General features: G+C 56.4%; 17 protein-coding genes and 1 pseudogene. 6 read left to right on the top strand and 12 right to left on the bottom strand.

What is annotated here, in order from left to right; translation table 11 throughout:
• Positions 1-13: 13 nt before the first annotated feature.
• The 3 genes and pseudogenes from MWR57_RS06865 to MWR57_RS06855 form a co-directional block, all read right to left on the bottom strand.
• Positions 14-688, bottom strand: coding sequence for an HAD family hydrolase (locus tag MWR57_RS06865; RefSeq protein ID WP_423124120.1), 675 nt, complete (start codon positions 686-688; stop codon positions 14-16).
• Between the two features lie 11 nt (positions 689-699).
• Positions 700-900 (bottom strand): response regulator transcription factor, encoded by a 201-nt coding sequence (locus MWR57_RS06860; RefSeq protein ID WP_423124121.1) that lies wholly within the window; start codon positions 898-900, stop codon positions 700-702.
• Between the two features lie 67 nt (positions 901-967).
• Positions 968-1222 (bottom strand): annotated as a pseudogene (locus MWR57_RS06855) (response regulator transcription factor); the annotation flags it as partial.
• A gap of 362 nt (positions 1223-1584) precedes the next feature.
• On the opposite strand from MWR57_RS06855, the gene MWR57_RS06850 reads away from it, so the two are divergent.
• Complete coding sequence (locus MWR57_RS06850) at positions 1585-2514, top strand: manganese-dependent inorganic pyrophosphatase (RefSeq protein WP_423124057.1); 930 nt, start codon at positions 1585-1587, stop codon at positions 2512-2514.
• Between the two features lie 104 nt (positions 2515-2618).
• Here the strand turns inward: MWR57_RS06850 and MWR57_RS06845 are convergent, their stop codons facing one another.
• A complete protein-coding gene (locus MWR57_RS06845) occupies positions 2619-3380 on the bottom strand; it encodes a carbonic anhydrase (protein ID WP_423124056.1) in 762 nt (253 codons plus the stop codon).
• 348 nt (positions 3381-3728) lie between these two features.
• Between MWR57_RS06845 and grpE the strand changes: the two genes are divergently transcribed.
• Positions 3729-4280 carry a nucleotide exchange factor GrpE gene (gene grpE / locus MWR57_RS06840; protein WP_423124055.1) on the top strand — a complete coding sequence of 184 codons (552 nt, stop codon included), beginning with the start codon at positions 3729-3731 and terminating at the stop codon, positions 4278-4280.
• Between the two features lie 42 nt (positions 4281-4322).
• Positions 4323-6230: a molecular chaperone DnaK gene (gene dnaK / locus MWR57_RS06835; protein WP_423124054.1), complete on the top strand. Its 1908-nt coding sequence runs from the start codon at positions 4323-4325 to the stop codon at positions 6228-6230.
• A 69-nt stretch (positions 6231-6299) separates the two neighbouring features.
• Here the strand turns inward: dnaK and MWR57_RS06830 are convergent, their stop codons facing one another.
• The 7 genes from MWR57_RS06830 to MWR57_RS06800 form a co-directional block, all read right to left on the bottom strand.
• The gene (locus MWR57_RS06830; RefSeq protein ID WP_423124053.1) at positions 6300-7928 is read right to left on the bottom strand and encodes a UshA-like (seleno)protein; all 1629 of its coding nucleotides are present in this window, start codon (positions 7926-7928) and stop codon (positions 6300-6302) included.
• Between the two features lie 43 nt (positions 7929-7971).
• The gene (locus MWR57_RS06825) at positions 7972-9300 is read right to left on the bottom strand and encodes a replication-associated recombination protein A (RefSeq protein ID WP_423124052.1); all 1329 of its coding nucleotides are present in this window, start codon (positions 9298-9300) and stop codon (positions 7972-7974) included.
• 123 nt (positions 9301-9423) lie between these two features.
• Positions 9424-10224, bottom strand: coding sequence for a DUF3786 domain-containing protein (locus MWR57_RS06820; protein ID WP_423124051.1), 801 nt, complete (start codon positions 10222-10224; stop codon positions 9424-9426).
• A 9-nt stretch (positions 10225-10233) separates the two neighbouring features.
• A complete protein-coding gene (locus tag MWR57_RS06815; protein ID WP_423124050.1) occupies positions 10234-10824 on the bottom strand; it encodes a hypothetical protein in 591 nt (196 codons plus the stop codon).
• 11 nt (positions 10825-10835) lie between these two features.
• Positions 10836-11603: a PP2C family protein-serine/threonine phosphatase gene (locus MWR57_RS06810; RefSeq protein WP_423124049.1), complete on the bottom strand. Its 768-nt coding sequence runs from the start codon at positions 11601-11603 to the stop codon at positions 10836-10838.
• A 31-nt stretch (positions 11604-11634) separates the two neighbouring features.
• Entirely contained in the window at positions 11635-13899 is a 2265-nt protein-coding gene (locus tag MWR57_RS06805; protein WP_423124048.1) for a protein kinase domain-containing protein, read from the bottom strand.
• 182 nt (positions 13900-14081) lie between these two features.
• Positions 14082-14834: an FHA domain-containing protein gene (locus MWR57_RS06800; RefSeq protein ID WP_423124047.1), complete on the bottom strand. Its 753-nt coding sequence runs from the start codon at positions 14832-14834 to the stop codon at positions 14082-14084.
• 307 nt (positions 14835-15141) lie between these two features.
• On the opposite strand from MWR57_RS06800, the gene MWR57_RS06795 reads away from it, so the two are divergent.
• A complete protein-coding gene (locus MWR57_RS06795; RefSeq protein WP_423124046.1) occupies positions 15142-16707 on the top strand; it encodes an HDOD domain-containing protein in 1566 nt (521 codons plus the stop codon).
• A gap of 56 nt (positions 16708-16763) precedes the next feature.
• Here the strand turns inward: MWR57_RS06795 and MWR57_RS06790 are convergent, their stop codons facing one another.
• Entirely contained in the window at positions 16764-18191 is a 1428-nt protein-coding gene (locus tag MWR57_RS06790) for a M48 family metallopeptidase (RefSeq protein WP_423124045.1), read from the bottom strand.
• A gap of 266 nt (positions 18192-18457) precedes the next feature.
• Between MWR57_RS06790 and recN the strand changes: the two genes are divergently transcribed.
• Positions 18458-20131, top strand: a complete 1674-nt coding sequence (gene recN, locus MWR57_RS06785) for a DNA repair protein RecN (protein WP_423124044.1) — start codon at positions 18458-18460, stop codon at positions 20129-20131.
• On the top strand, positions 20128-21129 hold the full coding sequence (locus MWR57_RS06780; protein WP_423124043.1) for a tRNA(5-methylaminomethyl-2-thiouridylate) methyltransferase: 1002 nt from the start codon (positions 20128-20130) through the stop codon (positions 21127-21129). Before recN ends, MWR57_RS06780 begins: the two co-directional genes overlap by 4 nt.
• Positions 21130-21134 lie beyond the last annotated feature (5 nt).

Genomic DNA, 21134 nt, shown 5'->3' with positions numbered 1-21134 from the left:
CCTGGGATTTTTTTTAAGATTCAGGGCAGTGGTCCAGCAACGGGCAGAGCTCAAGGGGCACGGAAAGCAAGGCCTGGGCGCCATTTTCCTTCAGTTCGTCCGCGGTGCGAAAACCCCAAAGCGCGCCAACGGCAAACATCCCGGCAGCACGGGCGGTCTGCATGTCGGTGTTGGTGTCGCCCAGATAGAGAAACTCTTGCGGCGCATGATGCAGCAGGCTGGCGATGCGCAATGCCCCGGCCGGGTCGGGTTTTCGGGCGATTGTCTCCCTGGCTCCCGCAACTGCGGCAAACCGCCAGTTTGGCAGGAGTGTCTCGACAACCTTCCGGGTTAAGGCATCGGGCTTGTTGGACAGGATGGCCATCTCGATCCCCCGGTTCGTCAACGCATCGAGCAGCTCGGCAATGCCTGGATACGGCCGGGTCGTGTCCGCCCAGTGCGCGCTGTACTCCCTCCGCATTTCCCGCACACACTCCTCAATGGTCTCCGGTTGCCGAGCTTCGGCCGGCAGGGCGCGCTGGACCAGATTGGTGATTCCGTCTCCGACAAAATAACGGTAGGCCTGAATTGGATGGAGGGGAAGCCCTTGCCGGTTGAGGACGCGATTCATCGAATCCGCCAGGTCGGTGAGGCTGTCAACCAGGGTGCCGTCCAAATCAAAAAGCACAATATTTTTATGGTGGGGCATGGAGGACGCGCTTATTTGGCCGGGCCGGGCTTGGGGCCGGCCAATAAAGTGAGGATCCGCTGGCCAACCCCGAGTCTGGCCCTGAGAAGAGAGGGTTTGGCGGGTTTGACCAGGTAATCGTCCGCTCCGCCTTCCAGGGCGAGAACCTGTTCCTCGATGGAACTGCGGGCGCTGAAGATGACCGTGTACACATAAGGCCCGGCCGCGCGCATGCGGATACGTTGTAGCCTCGTTAAACGCGGTGCCTATGGAGACCGGCCCGGCCGCGCGCATGCGGATACGTTGGCAGACCTGCATGCCGCTCAGGCCCGGGATGTTCCAGTCCAGAATGGCAATGGTTATGGTGGGGTCGGTTTCAAGGGCGTTCCAGGCGGTGTCGCCGTTATCCGCCTCAATCGGCTCGTAGCCCCATTTCACCAGGAAATTGTTCAACCCCTTGCGGACCACCGGGTTATCCTCTGCGACCAGGATTTTCTGGCGTTTTGGAGCCTTGTTGGGTTGGGCCGCCTCGTGTGGTGCTTCAGTTGCCTTCATGGGGATGCTCAATCGGTGACAGGGGTTGTCTTTACGGAAAATCAAGTCTGCAGTGAATTGTTACATAAAACAAGGGCGTGGGGCAAGACAAAACCTGGCCTGGGGAGTGTTTGTTGTTTTTGTCTTGTAATATTGGCAGGTTGCGTCCTCATGCGGGGCGAGGCAGGATTGTCTCTCCCCGTGCTTCTTTCCTCTTGACTCTCTACCCTAATAGCACTATTCTTTGCGCGTTTTATAATGTTGTCCTGCGCTGGGTATTAATTTTAGGAAGTGACATATATTTTCTGATTTCAGGAAGGTCGTTGTTCTGGGATCGGAACAGGATGTTTTTGGTTCATTAAAAAAATTTAAGGAGGATCACCATGTCTGTTTGTGTTGTTGGCCATTCAAATCCCGATACCGATTCCGTTGCCGCCGCCATTGCCTATGCCCATTATCTGACGGCGACCGGCACCGCCGCCGTTGCCTGCATGCAGATTGAGGCAGCCAAGCTGAACCCCGAGAGCACCGTAGTGCTCAAAAACTTTGGCCTGGCCGCACCCCAGACCATGATGGATGCCGCCGGCAAGAAGGTCGCCCTGGTCGATTTCAGTGATATCGGTCAGGCTCCGGCAAACATCAAGGACGCCGAGATCATCGCCATTGTCGACCATCACAAGATCGGTGACATCACCACCAACAATCCCATCGTGTTCAATGCCCAGCCCGTTGGCTGCACCTGCACCGTGCTGTACGAGATGTTCAAGAACAACAATGTCGCTCTGCCCAAGGATATTGCCGGCGCCATGCTTTCCGCCATCCTGAGCGACACCGTGAACTTCAAGTCCCCCACCTGCACCGCTCCGGACAAGGCTGCGGTTGCCGCGCTGAAAACCATTGCTGGCGTTGCCGACACCGATGCGCTCTTCATGGAAATGCTGAAAGCCAAGTCTTCCGTGGAAGGTGTTCCCATGAAGGATCTCGTTTTCCGCGACTACAAGGATTTCGACATGAACGGCAAGAAGGTCGGCATCGGCCAGATCGAACTCGCCACCCTGGATCAGGTTGCCGGCATTCGCGCCGACCTGTACAAGGCCCTTGAGGATCTCAAGAAGGATGGCCGTCATTCCGTACTGTTCATGCTCACCGACGTTGTGAAAGAGGGCACCGACCTGTTGGTGGTTTCCGATGAGCCCGCGGTTATCGAGCAGGCTTTCGGCGGTAAGATCGCCAACAACTCCATGTGGGTAGCCGGCATGATGAGCCGCAAAAAGCAGACCGTTCCGCCGTTGCAGAAGGTTTTCGGTTGCTAATGCGCTGAACATCCTAAGTTGTTGTGTATGAAAAACCCCGAACGGAATTGCCGTTCGGGGTTTTTTGTGCCTGGTAGGTCTTTCCGCTGGCCCTGCTTTTTTTGCTAGGGCTTGCGGCCAACCAGGGCGAGCAGCCGTTTGTCCAGCCGGATGAGATGGTGCATGGCTCGTAATCTTTCCCGGTCGGTTTCGCCATTGATGTTGATGATGATCAACCGATTGGCCCCGTGTCCGTATTGATTGTTCAGGTCAATCACCGCCCCGATCACCACCAGCCTGCCGCTTTCTATCCTGTGCCCATAGCGTTTCACGGCCGTGGCCACTTGGAAATCAACATTTTTTTCAACCAGCCGCGCCTCTGGTATTGCCCCAAGGCCACTGCCCGCCACGCCTTCGCCCAAGGAAAGACGCAGATCATCAAGGTTGCGGCGCAGGTCCGGGCCAAGATGGCTATACCCTTTGGCAAAGAGGCGGAGGCTGTCGCTGTTGGTGTTGCCGGTGATCAATAAAACAGGGGAGAGGAGTTCTTTGACCCCGTAGTCAATCGCCCCGGCGGAGAGCGAAAATTGATTGCCGGGATTACGGACCGTATAGATGGTGTCAACCGGGTCAGGGTACAAGAGCGTCGCCTGCACCCGGGCATCGCAATCCGCCAGCCAGACCATGTGCGGAGTGCCCGGCGTTCGCAATGGCTTGTCCGCGGCTCTGCCGGCCACGAATTGATCGTTGTGCCGGGCGATTTTTTCCGTCACGGCATAGGGTGGGATTCCGGCCCGAAGCTTCTTTATCGGGCGCATATCCGCGCCGCTGACCGAGACGCAGGCAAAGACGAACAGTGTGAGGGGGATGATTGTTCCGGGTCGCATGGGGTGTGATCCTGCTGTTTCAATAGAGAGCCGAGTAGCTGCTACAGTCATTATCGGTGATTCCGCGGATGTCTAAAATTTTTTTCATGACGCAAGCCATATTGCCTCTGGCTTGCGCCGCGTGGATTCGCCGGCAGGACGTAAAAACAGAGGGTTAGCGCCAAAAATGCGTTGCGGGGCCGGTTTTTTTGCCGTTCGACAATTCCCGCCGCGTGTCTTGACAATGAAAAAGAGCATACTTATTGTTGGACACAAACTTGAAATCACTTGGAAAAATCAAGTTATTGCAGAAGGATACAGTCCGATTCGCACATCCCAGGGATGTATCGCGCCGGAAAGGAGAAACGGGTGGCTGAGCAAGAAGAAAAGAGAGAAGAGGTTCTTGAGCCGGAGCGTTCAGGGGAAAATCAGGCCGCGGCCGAGGAGGAAGATCTCTCGGTTCAACTGGAAAAGGCCTTGGAGAGAAACCGGGAGCTTGAGGACAAGCTGCTGCGCATGGCGGCCGAGCAGGATAATTTCAAAAAGAGAATGCAGCGCGAGCGTGAATCAGCGCTCAAGTATGCGGAAGAGAACATTCTGCGGGAGTTGCTTCCTTTTCTTGATAATCTCGAACGCGCCGTTGCCCAGTGCAAGTGCTCCCCTGATGCCGAAACTCTTTTGACCGGGGTGGAACTGACCTGCAAGGGACTGCTTGGCGCCCTGGAAAAATTCGGGGTAAAACCCCTGGCCGGCGAAGGGCAACCCTTTGATCCGAATTTCCATGAAGCCGTGGCCATGGAAGCCAGCGCGGACGTGCCGGAAAACCAGATTTTGCAGGAATATCAGAAGGGATACATGTTTAAGGACAGACTTATCCGGGCGGCCAAGGTCGTCGTTTCAAAGGGTAATGTTGAAGAATAAATAACAAGGATGTTTCATCCCGTTAGGTAAGGAGAATATGAGATGGGAAAAATTATTGGCATTGACTTAGGAACAACAAATTCATGTGTCGCGGTGATGGAAGGCGGCGAGCCCAAGGTTATCACCAATGTGGAAGGCAACAGAACCACCCCGTCGGTGGTGGCTTTTTCCAGCAGCGGCGAGCGGTTGGTGGGCCAGGTTGCGCGACGCCAGGCAGTCACCAATCCGACCCGCACCTTGCATGCCATCAAGCGGCTTATCGGGCGTAAGTTCACCGATGCGGAAGTAAAAAAGAGCATCGAGATCAGCCCGTTCAAGATCGTCAACGGCAAGGATGGTGACGCAGCGGTTGAGGTTGACGGCAAGGTGATGACCCCGGCCGAGATCTCCGCCATGATCCTCACCAAGATGAAGCAGACCGCGGAGGAATATCTGGGCGAGGAAGTGACCGAGGCGGTCATCACCGTGCCCGCGTATTTCAACGACTCCCAGCGCCAGGCCACCAAGGACGCGGGCCGGATCGCGGGCCTCAATGTGCAGCGGATCATCAACGAGCCCACGGCCGCGGCCCTGGCCTACGGCCTGGACAAGAAGGGTGAGGAAAAGATCGCGGTCTTCGATCTGGGCGGCGGCACCTTTGATATCTCGGTGCTGGAGATCGGCGACGGGGTGTTTGAGGTGAAATCCACCAACGGCGACACCTTTCTCGGCGGCGAAGACTTTGACATGCGCATCGTCAACTGGATTGCCGACGAGTTCAAACGCGATCAGGGCATTGATCTGCGCACCGACAATATGGCTCTGCAGCGGTTGCGGGAAGAAGCGGAAAAGGCGAAGATGGAGCTTTCCACCACCATGGAGACCGACATCAACCTCCCCTTCATCACGGCGGACGCCTCCGGTCCCAAGCATCTCCAGATGAAGCTTTCCCGCGCCAAGCTGGAAGGGTTGGTGGAGGATCTGATCGAGCGTACGGTCAACCCCTGTAAGATTGCCCTCAAGGATGCCGGGATCAGCGCGGCGGACATCGACGAGGTGATCCTGGTCGGCGGCATGACCCGGATGCCCAAGGTGCAGGAGAAGGTCAAGGAGATCTTCGGCAAGGATCCCCATAAGGGCGTGAACCCCGACGAGGTTGTGGCCATCGGCGCCGCTGTGCAGGGCGGGGTGCTCAAGGGCGATGTCAAGGACGTGCTGCTCCTCGACGTTACCCCGCTCTCCCTGGGCATCGAGACCCTGGGCGGGGTGATGACCAAGCTCATCGAGAAGAACACCACCATCCCCACCAAGAAGAGTCAGGTGTTCTCCACCGCGGCGGACAGCCAGCCCGCGGTTTCCATCCATGTGCTCCAGGGCGAGCGCGAGATGGCGGCAAACAACAAGACCATCGGCCGCTTCGAGCTGACTGATCTTCCCCCGGCCCCGCGCGGGGTGCCGCAGATCGAGGTCACCTTTGATCTCGACGCCAACGGCATTCTCCATGTTTCCGCCAAGGATCTCGGCACCGGCAAGGAGCAATCCATCCGGATCACCGCCTCCAGCGGCCTTTCCGAGGACGAGATCAAGCGGATGCAGAAGGACGCCGAGGCCCATGCCGACGAGGACCGCAAGCGCAAGGAGCTGGTCGAGACCAAGAATCAGGCCGATTCCATGATCTATGCCACGGAAAAGAGCATGAAGGATCTGGGCGACAAGGTTGACAGCGAGACCAAGAACAAGGTGCAGGTCGAGATCGACAGCCTCAAGAAGCTCATGGAATCCGACGATGTGGAGGCGATCAAGAAGGGGCTTGAGTCCCTGACCCAGGCTTCCCATAAGTTGGCTGAGATGATGTACGCCCAGGCCACCAAGGACAAGGCGCCGGAAGGCGGCGAAGGCGGTGGTCAGGCCGGTGGGGCAAAGAAGGATGACGACGATGTGGTGGATGCGGATTTTGAAGAAGTGAAATAACCCACTGCGGAGTGCAATGATTTTCGGCCAGGAGGCATATGCCTCCTGGCCTTTTTTTATGCCCGAAGCTCAGTCACCGCCGCAGCGGAGGCGGGAGAGCGCCTCGCTGAAGTTGAATCTGTCGTCATGCTCGCCGCTGTGGCAGCGCAGGCAGGTATCCATGGTCGGCTGGCCGGCCTTGGCCGCCGCCGGTTGCCGGGTATGCGCGCGGGCCGGGCCATGGCATGATTCGCAACCGACCTGGCGCAAATCATGGGCAAGGGCGAGCATTTCCTGGCCGGTCTGGGCGGCGGGGCCGGTGATGTGGCAGGGCAGGCACTGCACATTGAACTGCTGCCCCTTGGCCTCCAGGGTGTCATAGGCCGTGGCATGCTGGGTGGCGCGCCATTTGGCAAACTGCGGGGCATGGCAGCTTGTGCAGGCGGTGCTGCCGGCATAATTTTCCGGAAGCCCTCCCTGGGGTTGCCCGGTCTTGTCCGAGATTCTTGCCTTTACCGCCGCCTTGCCGATCCGGTTCACCTCGCTGGTGGTTGCATCGACAATGGCCCGGACCGCCGGGTTGTCCGGAAGGTCCTTGCGCATGGTTTCAAAATGGGGGCTGTACGAGGAGAATCGTTGACGGTTTGTCTCCCGCGCCTTCTGTTGGGCGGTGAGACGGAGAATCTCTTCTTCCAGCAGTCGCCGCTTTGCAAGCAGGTCGTTATAGACTGCAAGCATTTGGGGCTGGTTCTTGAATGCCTGCGCCGGCTCGCCTTGCTTGCGGTACCGGTTGATCTGCCATCCCAAGCGGTCCAGCTCGTTTTTCTTGTCTGTCAGCAGATTTTCAGCGCCGGACTCCTCCCATCTCTTGCTCTGTTTGTTCCATAGCACCTCCAGAATGCCCACGGATTTGCCTTGGGATTCCACCTGGGTGATCAGGGTGTTGTTGATCCGCTCCGGCGCGATGTTGCCCTGGGTGTTTCCTGCCTGGAGAATCAGGTGAATCTCGGGATGGGCCTCCGCGATTTTGCGGTTTACCGGGGCGGGGAAGCTGGAAAGCAGAATGGTCATGTCTGCCCGGTCTCGCAGCATGGCGATTTCCTTGGGCAAAACCTCTTCCCAGGGAGCAATGACCGCGTTGTCTTTTTCCGTGAAGAGCGAGTCCGCCCCTTGGGCGGTGAGGCCGATGACCGCGATGCGCAGACCTCCTGCCGTGATCAAGGTGTGCGGTTTGAACCAGGGCTTTCGTTCGCTGCGGCTGAGCAGATTGGCGCTCAGCCAGGGGAAGCTCGATTTTTTCTGGACGGTGAGGAGAAAGGGCAGACCCGCGGCGAGATCCTCTCTGGCCACGCCCACCGCACCAAAGGACATCGTGCTGTATGCCGCGACAATTCCCTGCGCGGTAACTGCGAGCTGTTCGCGCTGGTCCGGAGGCAATTTTTCATTCTTGAAAAGCAGGGCCCCGCTGTCAAGGGCAAGTACCGCGGATTTTTTTCCCCGCAGGGATTCAAGCTGGTGCGCTTTCTTGGGCAGACCGCCCAACTGGTTGCTTTTTCAGCCGCACGGCTCCGTTTCCCCCCGTACATCATTGGCAAAAAAGAGGCTCAGTTCGTGCCGAACAGGGGGGCGGGCCTGTTGTGCCGCATCCCCTGCCGTGGGCACGGTTATGCTGAGCAGGGCAAGAGAGAAAAACAGCAAAAAAACGGCGTGTCTGTTCATGGTGGTCATGCGCTCCTGGTCTGACAATCGTCTAAAGAGAGAATCAGGCTGGTTGTTTTTTTCGATCCCGCAACAACTGCCGCCATTTGGTGAGGCGGTCCCGGATCACTGCTTCATACCCTCGATTGGCGGGTTGATAATAGATTTTTCCAACAAGTTGTTTTGGTAAATGATGCTGATCCACCAAGGCGTGCGGGTCGTCATGGGCATACTGGTAGCCCTGGCCGTAGCCGAGATCCTTCATCAGTGCGGTTGGCGCGTTGCGGAGGTGGAGCGGCACCGGCAGGCTGCCGGTGCGCCTGATCTCCTGCATTACCGTATTGTACGCGGCATAGACGGCATTGCTCTTGGGGGCGGTGGCAAGGTAGATGACGGCCTGGGCCAGGGCCAGTTCTCCCTCGGGGCTGCCCAGGGTTTGATAGGAGTTCCTGGCGTTGATGGCAACCATGAGGGCCTGCGGGTCCGCATTGCCGATGTCTTCCGAGGCGAAGCGGATCAGGCGGCGGACCACGTACAAGGGCTCCTCCCCGGCGGCGAGCATCCGGCACAGCCAGTACAGGGCGCCGTCCGGATCGCTGTCCCGCAGGCTTTTATGCAGGGCCGAAATCAGATTGTAATGCTCCTCGCCGTCCGCATCGTAGCGCAGGCTTTTGCGCTGGATGGCTTCTTCCACCGTGGCCAGGGTTATATGCCGGGCGCCCGTGGCATCCGGTTCGGCAAGATTGGCGGCGATTTCCAAGCTGTTCAGCAGGTTGCGCGCATCGCCGTCGGCAATTCTGGCCAGGTGGGCGGAAGCCTCCGGCGCAAGAGTTATCTGCCAGGAGCCCAGCCCCTGTTCCTTGTCCGTGATGGCCCGCTGGATAATGGTTTCCAAGTCCTCGGGCTGCAACGGTTCAAGCACCAGAACCCTGCACCGGGAGAGAAGGGGCGCGATGACGTGGAAAGAGGGATTTTCGGTGGTTGCGCCGATGAGCGTCAAGAGGCCGCTTTCCACATGGGGAAGAAACGCGTCCTGCTGGCTTTTGTTGAAACGGTGAATTTCGTCCACGAAAAGAATGGTGGCGATGTTGCGCTCATCCTTGGCGGCCTGGGCTTGCAACACTATTTCGCGAATATCCTTGACTCCGGACAGCACTGCGGAAAAGAAGGTGAACTCCGCCCCGGTTGTCCGGGACAGGATCCGGGCCAGGGTGGTTTTGCCGGTGCCGGGCGGACCCCAGAGAAGCAGGGAGGGCAGATAGCTCTGGCGGATGAGCCGAGGGAGAAGCTTGTCCTCGCCGAGAAGCTGTTTTTGCCCGACAAAATCAGCCAGTGTTTGCGGGCGCAACCGTTCTGCCAGGGGAGCGGTGTGTGGGGCGGGTTGTCGGGCCATGACTCTTTATCTGACTATTGGAAGGGATGTTTTTTATGTAAGAGAACGCAGTATGACAGGAATTTGCCGGAATGTCATCAGTTGATCACGGGGCAGGGTGGCCATCAGCAGAGGGCACTCTGCTTAGGCAAGCTCGAGGGCGAATCGATCCGCTAGGCGTTCCGCTGAAAAAATCAGGGATTCCAGGTCGAGGAAATTGAGCACCTGGCGGTCGAAAAGCATCTTGACCTTTGCGGGAAATCCTTCGTCCGGCTCCGATTCCCAGTAGACAAGATATTGCGGAATCTTGGGCAGAACCGGGATAATGCAACCGAGCGTCGCGGAAGGAGTCGGATGCGAAATCCCGCCTAACGCCCGGCAAGCGGCCATGATTGTTGCGGCGGGAAGTGGGGCAAAGAGTTCCGCCAGTCTGTTTTCGCAATAGGTGGCAAGGGTTCTTACCTTGGAAATGGAGTTTGGCAGGGTTTCCAGGCCGATCCAGTCAAGCGTCGGATCCGGTCCTCCCTGGGAGTGGATATAATTATAGAGAAGGATCTGGTCCCTGGGGTCATCCGGGGGGTGGCCGTCAAGGAGAATGCCCTGCTTGTCGAGGAAAATCTCCTGCGCCAGGAAAAGAAACGACAGGGCCTGGTTGTTCTCGCCACGGAGGCTGGCGCCGAGGGGGGCGGCAATACGGGAAAAGTCCAGGGTGGAAATCTTGTTTTTCAGGTGTTCGATAAGGACTTGATCGCGCTGCCCGGAAAGTTCTTCCAGAGCAACCCCAGGGGGTTGCAAAACATTCAGGCCGGTGGTGTCGAGATAGGGGCATTTGCCAAGATCCTCGCCGCTTTTGGCCACAGCCGCGGAAAAAGCGAGACAGGTCGGATAGCCGCATTCCCGGCAATTATTTTTCGGGGTTCTTTTGACAATCTCGAAGGGGGTCATGGCGAGAGGCTACTTGTGTTTTTTGTGGCAGTCCTTGGTAAGACGATTCACTTCCTCCGCATGCGCCAGTGCGGTGGGCAGATCTCCTCTGTGGGCGCAGGCCAAGGCTTCCCGCAGGATCGTGGTGCAGCGGAGCCATTCTTCATGCCAAGCTGGTTCGGAGAAAAGGCAAAAGTTTTCAAAGGCGGCAAGAAGGGATTTTTCTTCTGCAGGGGTGGGAGCCTGTCCCTGTTCCAGTTTTTTGCCAACGCTTTTCCAGAGGCTTGCAATCTCTTTTTTTATTTTTTTCCCCTCCGGGGGGCGTCCCTGTAAACGGGCATCCTTGCCAGCGCCGCGGGCATCGCTTTTTTTAAACGCATGCCTCTGATCGGGCATTGCCGTCTCTTCCTGGTCCGAATTCCGGAGGGGCACTTGAAAGGAAAGGGTGCAATAGGCTGTGTCGCCGGTGATTTTCTGCTTGGTTTTAATAAACAGAGGGTTTCCTATCTCGACCAGCCGATTGCCAACCCGGAGTTTTCCCTGGGCAAGATCATTGGCCAGGGCCATAAGATCGGCGGCGATATTTTCAAGGGTATTCGGAGCGTTGTGCTGGGCAGACATTGTATCTCCCTTTAATAAAAAATGACCAGGGCAGTGATGTTGTCGCGCCCGCCTTGCTCATTGGCCGCCTTGACCAAGGTTTCACTGGCTTTTTCCGGGGTGGGGGCATTGAGGAGGATTTGCTCAAGCCGGGTGTGGTCAACCATGTTCCACAACCCATCGGAACAGAGGAGCACCCTGTTGCCAGGCCGTAAAATGGTTTTGTGGTATTCCGGCCCTTCCGGGGAGTTGAAGCCGATGGCGCGGGTTACCACATGCCGCGGGATCTGGATTTCTTTGTTGTCGGCATCGATTTTGCTGATGTACGTCACCGCGGTATGATCCGTGGTGATTTGTTGCAGGCTGGCATTTTCAAAAAGATAACAGCGTGCGTCGCCCACATGGCAGGTGTGGAGGCGATTTTCGTCAAGAAGGCAGGCAACCATGGTGCAGCCCATTCCTTTCATCGTTTCCTCGGCAGCGGCCTTGTTCATTACTGCCTGATTGGCATGGGCGAAGGCCGCCAGCATACTCTGGTGGATTTCCTCGTCGTTGCCGCGCATTTCCCGGATTTTTTCCTCCGAGAGAAATTCGAGCAGGGCTTCGATGGCAAGGTGGCTGGCGATCTCGCCTGCATTATGGCCGCCCATGCCATCGGCGACCACGAAAAGACGCCGGTTGCGGAGCGAGCAAAAGCTGTCTTCGTTGTGGCCCCGAACCATGCCGGTGTCCGTGCGGCCATAAAAAGAAATGGTTCTGGGCTTGCGTTTGCAGATTTTTTTTAAGAACTCGAAGATCATGAAGATTCCGCTTTATTCCCGCCCGGGGAAATTACTCAAAATGCAGTTGGTAGATGACCATCCAGAACACAATGGCCCCATCTTTTCTGCCGGAAAGAAAGGTGTGGGGCTTAGGCCCGTGGGCAAGACTGTAAATGCCGTCGCCCCTGCCGTCAAGAACGGCCAAGCATTCGCCGCTGTTGCTGTCCCAGAGCTTGATGATGTCATCTTCGCAGCCGGAGATCAGGGTCTGGTTGTCTTGGAGAAACAAGGCGGAAGAAATGGTTTCGTCGTGCGCCTTGATCGATTTGAGGCAACGGCCGGTAGTGTGTTCCCATACCTTTAAATGCCGGTCGGTGCCGGCCGAGATAAAGCGTTGACCATCAAGCGAATTTGCCAGGGAGATAACCGGCATGGCATGGGCTTCGATGATCCTCGTGCATTCTTTTCCGTTGGCGTCCCAGAAGCGGACAGAGCCGTCTTCGCTTCCGGTTATCAGGTTCAAGCCGCTGGCGGTATAGATAATGGCGCGGACGGAACCACCTTCCTTGATGGAGGTTGTCATTTCCGGCCCGGTGCCAAGCTTGCGTATCTTCATGATCCCGTCTGCCCCGCCAGAGGCAAGGTGGCGGCCATTTTCGTTAAAGGCCAGGGCGTGCACCGGGCCGCTGTGGGCGGCGGTCTTCGATTCCTGTTTGCCGGTTTTTGTGGAAAACAGGCAAACAGTGCCATCCTGCGCCCCTACGGCGATGTATTTGCCCAGCGGGCAGATGGCCAGGGCTGAAATGGCGCTGCCTTCTTTTGCCAAGACAATGCTTTGATGCGAGGAGGTGCTCAGGTCGTGGAGGACTATTTTACCTTCCGGACCGGCGGCAACAAACTTTTTTGTGTTCGGGATATGGGCAAGATGCTTGGTCGGGCCCTCATCGCCTTTCAGGGTCAGGAAGCGCTGGACTCCCAGCACCTTCTTTTTTGTCCCCACCAGCAACAGCCGGTGGTAGACCATGTTGAAGATCTTGTCTTTTTTGTAACTGCTGTTTTTCCAGGCCGTCATCAGGATATCATGGCAGGGGCCATAGCGTTTATTATCCAGATGGTCGAGGATATTGCGCTGCACGGAGAGGTGAAGCTGGCCTTCGCGAAAAACTTCCAGGGAATTTTTGGGGAGGCACAGGCGAAATTCCGGATACTGCTGCTTGGCAGGATCGCCCTTGTCCTCCACCATACTGCGTTTGACCGCGCCCTCCATTTCGGTGAGCCAGGGGGTTGTCGCCCCACGCTTTTTGGCGGTTTCGATCTGGCGAATAATTTTTGTGGCTTTTGCCCCCGAGCGCCAGTTGAGCAAGATCATATTGTACACGGCTTCGGGAAGCATCTCGTTGATTTCAAGGGTTTTGTTGAGGCAGGCGGCAGCTTCTTTGATCTCCCCAAGCTCAAAAAGGGAGACGGCTCTGTTGTTCAGGCTGTCCGCCCTGAGATCGATATTGCTGAGCTCCGCGTAGGGGCAGGCGGTGTTAAAGGCAGCGGTATACGCTTCGTTGAGGGCCGCCCGCATTTCGGCAAAATTGGCATAGCGGTCGTCGGGATTGTAGGCAACGCTTTTGCGCAAGACATCCTTGAGCGCCTTGGAAAATTTAATGTCCGGCGCCACCGGCGTCGGGTTGGGTATTTTATGTTTCAACGCATTGTTGATAAATGGCTTTTTGCCGCAGAGCATGACCCAGAGGCAGAGGCCGAAAGAGAAAATGTCCGTTCGCAGGTCAACGGTGTGGGCGTCGCGCAGTTGTTCCGGGGAGGCGTAGCCGAGGGTTCCTCTAAAACCGATGGTCGCTTCGTGATCTGCCGGGTCGGCGCCTGGCGCCAGGCCATCGCCTGTTTCGGCATCCCCGTGGGCAAGGAGGATGCCGAAATCGGTTATCTTCAGCAGGGAGTTCTTGGTGATCAGGATATTCTGGGGCTTGATATCGCGATGGATAATGCCGCGCTGGTGGGTAAATTCCATGCCGTGACAGAATTGAATGGCAAGAGAGAGGGCGGTGCGGAGATTTCTGCAACGACCGGCCTTGATCCATTCGGAAAGATTCCCCCCATCGATAAATTCAATAAAGAGATGGGGGATTTTGTTGATGGCCAGAACATAAAAACAGGAGGCAACATTGGGATGCATGCCCATTCGGACCCAGCCGTTGGCTTCTTTAAGTATCCGGCTCATGCCTTCACGGTCCGCAAGCACTTCAGGCCGGGGAGCTTTGATGGCAACCTTTATTTTCCAGCCGAGATGCTCGGAGATGTAAACATTTCCCATGGACCCCGACATAACCTGTTCAATATGGTACCGGTTAAGGATGGTGTCGCCAGGGGACCAGACGGGCACCTGCGGATTTTCAGCAGGTTTTTGGGGGGGCGGTTTTTGGGCGGATGGTTCCCCTGTAATGCCTGGGGGAGCGCCTTTTTTCCACCTGTGTATGTGATCAAGGAGTCGAGAAAGCATCCGGGAGATTAGTCGAACCTGATTTTCACACTCTTGATTTGGATGATATCGCCTTTGCGCAAGAGGCGTTCTTCTTTGATGATGACATCGTTGAGCTTGGTGTTCGCCCATGCTCTCTGGGGCACTATGAAATATTTGTCTTTTTTGCTTACCACATAGCATTGGGGCTTGCCGACAAGCCAGCCGGAGATAATCATGTCGCAGGACGGATCCTTGCCGATTTTTACGCTGCTTTTTCCGTCAAGGGAGAGGGAGGCAGGCGAGGCGCTGCCTTCAACTACCGTGAGCCTGTAAATCTCGGTTGTCGTGGAAGGTGTTGTGGCCTGGCCGGGTTGGGCTGCGGCCTGCTGCCGCGGAGAGCTGACAAAAACCGTTGCCTCGTCATCAATATCCATGGCAGTGGCGTAGGATGACGAAGCATGCTGTTCATCCGCCGCCGCCTGGATCAAGCGGAATTTCCCGATGAAAATAACGTCTTTATTGCTGATCGGAACCTTGGATGCAATCTTTTTTCCATTGACCGTGGTGCCGTTGGTGCTTTTCAGGTCTGCCAGGTAATGGCGGCCATCGCGTAGCTCAAGGGAAGAGTGGTGCCTGGAGATGGCCGTATTGTCGATGACCACATCCGCATCGGGGCTGCGGCCGATAATGAGCTTGCTTCCTTCGTGGGTAGTGAAGCTTGTGATAACCCGGTCATTGAGCGTAATGGTCCAATCCGATTTGGTGTAATCCTCAAGATTGATCGTTCCGTCCTGCATCATCGTCTTTTCCCGGGGGTGCATTTTTTGTCAGTAATTTGTCCGAATCCGTCCATGCGGAAACATGACAATACGGATGCTCCGTGGTTTTGGTAAAACGGCTGACTCAACTATTTGTCATAACTATATCAGAAAGTTGCATGAAATTAACTTGCCTGTTATGACCGTATCATATATCACAGTAGGGTGTAATAAAAAAACGTTAGTACTGTGGATTTTTTTGTAAATATTCTATAGTTATAATGGTAAGTTAGAGGCGAGGAATGATGCGGGGGCTGGTTGTTTCATTTTTGGGTGGGTGCAGGAAAACATGACTGAGACCTCGCCGCCGTCAAGCGGAAAACTTGCTGAAATATTTGCAAAAATGAACATGGGCGAACTCCCGGCCATGTCCCATAATGTCCAGGAGCTGATTGCCCTGACCCACAGCAGCCAGAGCGCGGGCTACGAGCTTTCCAAGGTTATCCTTAAGGATTACTCCCTTACCAACAAAGTATTGCAGGTGGTCAATTCCGCCTTCTATTCCCTCGGCCGTCCGGTCAATTCCATCTCCAGGGCCGTGACCATCATCGGGTTTGACGCGGTTCGCGATCTTGCCACCGGCATCGCCCTGTTTGAGGATTTTGTCAAAAACGGCGTCGAAAAAGAGGGGATCAGCAAACTTCTCACCCGCTCTTTTTTGAGCGCTCTGCAGGCCCGTGATCTGGCGGTTGAGAAAAACCTCAACATCGTGCCGGAAGAAGCTTTTATTTGCGCCCTTCTCCATAATCTCGGCAAGATTATCGTTTGCATCTACATGCCGGAAATCTCCCGGGAGATCGAGGAAAAGGTGGCCGGCGGCATGTCCGAGGACGCCGCTACCCGGCAAATTCTCGAGGGGTTGACCTTTGACCAGATAGGGGTCGAAGTGGCAACCTTCTGGAATTTGTCCGACAAGGTGTGCGCCGCCATGAACCCCAACCCCTCGGAGCCTCAGAACACTTACGATACCCTGGGTTATCTGAAGAATGTCGCGAATTTTTCCAATAAACTCATTGAGTATGTCTGTGAGGAAAGGGATATCGACGGGCTCATTCGCCAGTTCGGCGAGATGCTCTCCTTAAGCACGGAAGAGGCTGTGGAGCGGGTCAACAGAACGGTCGATGCCTCGGAGGACATTTCAGAGTCCATTCGCTACGGTCTTTCCAAGCTGAAAATGCGCAGCCGGTTGCGGGGCCTTGAAGAGGCGATCAAAGATCCAAAAGCCGCACGGAAGAAAAAGGCAAAAAGCGAAAAGGCGGAGAGTGGGGAGGAGCCCGTCAGGGCAGGAGGGGAGGTCCTGGAAGAGCAATTCATCCAAGAGCTGGATGAATTGCCGGTCAGCCCGGATAAATCCATCAACGATTTTATCCATGACATCACCGAAACGCTGATGGGCCCTTTCAATCTCAATGATTTTTACATTAACCTGCTGGAGGGGCTCTACCGTGGCATTGGCTTTGATCGGGTGCTCCTCGCCGTGATCAGCGTGCAACCAACGCGCCGGGTTTTGGTCGGCCGTTTTGGCCTGGGTGATATCGATCCGGCCGGAATCGCTCGGTTCGAGCATGATCTCGCCCCGAGTGAGTATATCATTCCCAAGTCTCTCAAGGCGTGCAAGGATATGGCCATTCCAGCCAATGCTCCGGACGCTTTTCCCGAGAGCCTTAAGTTTTTTGTGAAAGACCGGACCGTATATCTTTTTCCCATCTGCCTGGATGACAAGCCCATCGGCCTGATCTATCTTGATCGAAAAAAAGACCGGCCAAAACTCGATTCAAACCGGATCAAGGCCACCCGGTTATTTCGTGATTTCGCGGTGATGGCGATCCGCAAACTCCGCAGCCGCAAGCAATAACCATTGCTCTGATCCCCTGCTTCTTTCCCGGCGTCACGCAGAACTGTTTCCGGTGCTCACATCTTCTCTATTCGGGCGATTTTATTTTTCAGATCTTGTATCTTGGTGTAGAGAGGATCCTTTTCCGGAAGGCCTTTAAGCGCCTCGGCGATGTGGAAGCGGGCCGTGCGGCTTGATCCTTCATAGAAATGATACAGGCCGAGATTGTAGTGCCCCAGTGCTTTGTTGCCAAGGGCCGCCCTGATCCTGCCGATCTCCTGATAGAGTTTTGCATAGGTCGGCATGCGTTCGCTTAAGTTTTCATAGATGAGCACCGCCTGGGCCAATTCTCCCTCTTGTTGCAAGGCCTTGGCAAGATAATAGGCATTGTATGCCCCGTCGGGATCCTGCCTGTGTATTTCCTGGAAGATTGCCAGGGCGGCTTTTGTTTCTCCAGCTTCAAGCTTTAATCTGCCGAGATCTGTTTTAAGGATCTGCTTGTCTGGGTACCGGACAATGACCTTTTGGAGCGCCTCTTCAGCCTTTTGGTAGTCCCGGCTTGCCAGGTAGGCTTGGGAGAGGCCGAAGAAAACCATGGGGTCGTCCTGGAGGATGCCCGGCTCTTCCGCCCTGTTTTTCAGGATGGGCAGGATCGATTGCGTTTCCCGGGTAAGGGTTTGCACCCTGTATTTGAACCGTTGGTAGGCGAACTCGTCCCGTGCTTGGATTTTTTTCTCCGGATCCTGTAGGATGAGGTCTTCAATGTAGCCGATTCTGTGTTCCGGCTCCGGATGGGTGAGGAGGTAGGTCGGAACCTGTTTGCGGTGATAGCGGCTGACCCGGCGCATTTTTTTGAGCATGTTCACCATGTCCGCCGGATCGCGGTGTTCTTCTTGCATCCATTTGTAGGACAGCCGATCCGCCTCTTCTTCGTCCGCGCGGCTGAATTGGAGGTTTGCGGTAAGGCCGCCGGCCATGGAGCCGGTGACAAGGGCCTGGGAAAGGGCGCCCTGGCCGAGGAGCAGTCCTGCCAGCATCAGAGCCGTGGTGCCGGCATTGAGTTTGCCTGATTTGCTGATCCGGTCGGCGATATGCCGGCTTGCCGCATGGCCGATTTCGTGGGCAAGAACGCTGACCAGCTCGCCTTCCGTTTCGCACAGGTCAATGAGGCCTGAGTGGAAAAAAATCAGTCCGGACGGGGCGGCAAAGGCATTGAATTCCTTGTTGTCGATGATGAAAAAATGATAATCAAAGAACTGTGGCCCGGCGAGTAGCAGGGTCTGTTGCCCGAGGCTGGTGACATATTCGGTAAGGTCCGGATCATCAAGAAGGGTAAATTCCTTGCGGACGATGGAGAGGAGCTTCTCGCCCACCTCCCGTTCCTCGCCAATGCTGAAAGCCTGGGCCGGAGGCGGGGAAAAAGGTGTCAGCGGTAGATTGCCGAGCAGGAAAACAGCGCAGACGATGTATGCGGTGAGGCGTTGGAAGGTGGTGTTATGAGTCATGTGAGATATTCGGCTGACCTGCGCTAAAGGAAGTGTTTGGGGTCCATCTCCACATAATTATACTACTATAATGACGAACGGTCGTTCACGCCACCATTTGTTCCGTTCTGCCCTGTGGACAGCTCAATCATTGCAATACCCGGATACGCCTGTGCTGAAAAAAAACCACTATTGAAATGGTGTGACCGTCATAACGGGCCGTCGCGAAAGAGCCGGAAGCGGAAAGAGTATTCCGTAACAGTCCCTAATCCTGTATAGAGAGCCATATGCTGAAGGAACTCATTATCACCAATCTTGCCCTCATCGAGAAACTGCATGTTTCCTTTGCCGAAGGGCTTACCGTTCTTACCGGAGAGACTGGGGCGGGAAAATCCATCATCCTGCAGGCCATTCATCTGCTGGGAGGCGGAAAGGCCGCTGCCACCTGGATCAGAAGCGGGGCGGAGACGGCAACGGTTGAAGCGCTTTTCGAACTCAATCCCCGGCATGGGATTATCCAGGAAAAGCTGTCGGAGATGGGATTTGAACCCGAGCCCGAGTTGGTGGTCAAAAGGGTTGTTTCCCTAAAAGGCGCCAGCCGGTATTTCATGAACGGCAGCCTGGCCACGGCCAAGGCAGTGGGCGAAGTCATGGAAAACCTGCTCAGTGTCGCCAGCCAGCATGATCACCAGCAACTGTTGCAGCCCCGCAGCCATCTTGATTGCATTGACGCGGTTGGCGGCCTCTGGCCCCAGCGGCTCGCCGTTTCCCAACGCTATGATAAATGGGTGGCAGCCCGGGAGTTATATCAGGCCCTTGCTTCCAAGGAGAGGGACAAGGAGCAGCGCCGGGACTTTCTCAGCTTCCAGGTTAAAGAGATTGAAGAGGCTGCGGCCAGCCCCGGCGAAGATGTGGCCCTGCTGCTTGAACGTGACCGGCTGCGGGCCTCCGATGACCTGATCGGACTTGGGAAAAAAAGTTGGCATCTTTTGGCGGAGGCGGTCAACACGCCGCTTTCCGTGGCGCGTAAAAACCTGGCGCAGATGGCCGCCTTTGATCCAAGCCTTGCCGGCCTGGCCGAAGAGGTGGCTGGGAATTGTTTTCAACTGGAAGACCATGTCCAGACAATCCGCAACTATGTGGAGACCCTTGCCAGCGACCCGGCGCGTCTCGATGCGGTGACGGCGCGTCTTGACCTGTTGCAACGGCTTAAAAGAAAATATGGCGGCGAGCTTGATGCGGTCATTGCTTTTGGCCGGGAGGCCAAACAGGAGTTGGCGGAACTTGAGGCGTTGGACGAACGGCTGGCTTGCCTGGAGAAAGAAATGCGGCAAAACGAAACCGCCCTTGCCGAGGCGGCGGCCTTGCTTTCCGAGGGCCGACAGGCAGCGGCACTGGAGCTGGCCGGTAAGATTCGCGCTGCCCTGGCCGCCCTCTGTTTTGAGCAGGCTGTTTTCGAGATCTTTTTTAAGGATCCGGACCGCGAGCTTGGGAGCATTTCCAGGCTTGGCTGGGATCGTCCCGAGTTCATGTTTTCCGCCAACCAGGGCGAGGAGCCGAAGCCTCTGGCCAAGGTTGCCTCGGGCGGAGAGTTGTCGCGGTTGATGCTGGCATTGAAGACGCTCCTGGCCCAAAAAGATCAGGTCGATACGGTTATTTTCGATGAGATAGATGCCGGAATCAGCGGCAAGGCGGCAGAGGCCGTGGCCAGGAAGATCCGGGAGCTGTCCGGGCATCATCAGGTTTTTTGCATTACCCATCTCCCGCAGATTGCTTCCCTGGCCGACGAGCATTTCCTGGTGCAAAAAGCCGTGGTCGATGCACGCACCAAAACCACGATCATCCCCCTTTCTTTGGAAAAACGGGAGCAGGAACTTGCCCGGATGCTGGATGGGGATTCCGTCAGCGAGCAGACCTTGGCCTATGTGCGCACCCTCATGGAACGGAAGACCGCGTTATGACCCGGGCCCTGGCTCTTTTTTCCGGCGGGCTGGACAGCATCCTCGCCTGCCGGGTAGTGGCGGCGCAGGGAATCGCGGTGCAGGCGGTCAAGTTTGTTACGCCATTTTTCGGCTACGAACTCCTGGCCAAGGAGGAGCAGTATGCCAGAATGGTCCGGGAAAGCTACGGCATCGAGGTTGTCCTCCGCGATGTGAGCGAAGCCTATTTTGCCATGCTCCGCAACCCTCCCCATGGCTACGGGAAGAATTTCAACCCCTGCATCGATTGCAAGATTCTGCTGTTCCGGGAGGCAAAAAGATTGATGGAGGAATTTGCCGCCTCGTTTCTCATTACCGGCGAGGTGATCGGCCAGCGCCCCATGTCCCAGCGCCGCGATACCCTGCGGGTGATTGAGCGGGACAGCGGCTGCGAGGGGATTCTTCTGCGGCCGCTGTGCGCCAAAACCCAAGAGCCGACCCGGGCGGAGCGTGATGGGTTGGTGGATCGGGAGCTTCTTCTGGATTTCAACGGTAGGGGCCGCCAGCCGCAGATACAACTGGCCGAGCAATTTGGCATCACGGATTATCCCCGTCCCGCCGGAGGCTGTGTCCTCACCGAAGCGGACCAGGCAAAACGGATTGCCTGGTATTATGCCCGCTATCCCGAGATCAGGCTCAATGACATCCGCCTGCTTCTCTTCGGCCGCCATTTTCAGTTGCCCCATGGCGGCTGGTTCGTCCTTGGCCGCGATGAAGCCGAGAATGCGCGGCTTGAGGCCTTGCATGATCCGGGCGACTATCTGGTGCACATGCCGGAGCGGCCCGGGCCAATGGGGGTTTTGCACGGCGCGGTCCACCCGGACGATTTTGCCGCGGCAGCCGGATTGGTGGTGCGCTTCGGGAAAAAAATGGCCGGCGCATCAGCCCCGGCAACGGTGCTGTTTGCTTCGGGGGGAGAAGAGCGATTTCTGGTCGCGGAGCCGCTCGCCGATGCACTTTTTCAGGAATGGTCGCTGTAGGCCGG

This window comes from Hydrosulfovibrio ferrireducens (assembly GCF_046883345.1).
Classification (GTDB): Bacteria; Desulfobacterota; Desulfobulbia; order Desulfobulbales; family Desulfurivibrionaceae; genus Thiovibrio; species Thiovibrio ferrireducens.
Note: the sequence above shows the minus strand (reverse complement) of the source record. Positions and strands in the feature narration are given on the sequence as shown.